At 72.4% G+C, this 243-nt stretch carries 1 pseudogene; it reads right to left on the bottom strand.

Features of this window, described 5'->3' with window-relative positions:
- Positions 1 to 243: pseudogene (locus I0Q12_RS33185) on the bottom strand (thiol reductant ABC exporter subunit CydD); the annotation flags it as partial.

Consider the following 243-nt stretch of genomic DNA (forward strand, 5'->3'; position numbering starts at 1 on the left):
GGCCGATGAGGATCATGAACACCGGGATGAGCGGCAGGGTCACGGCGACGACGATCGCGGAGGTGAGGTCCTGGGTCGCGATGGCGACGAGCACGATCGGGGTGGACACGACCGCGAGCAGCAGCGCCGGCACGTAGCCGGTGAGGTATTCGGTCAGGCCGCCGAGTCCGCGGGTGAGCACCGTGGCGATCTCGTCGCGGCGCGGATCCAGGTCGCGGGGCGGCGTCGCCGCGGCCGCGGCGA

The sequence above is a fragment of the Rhodococcus sp. CX genome (genome assembly GCF_015865005.1).
Taxonomy (GTDB): domain Bacteria; phylum Actinomycetota; class Actinomycetes; order Mycobacteriales; family Mycobacteriaceae; genus Rhodococcus.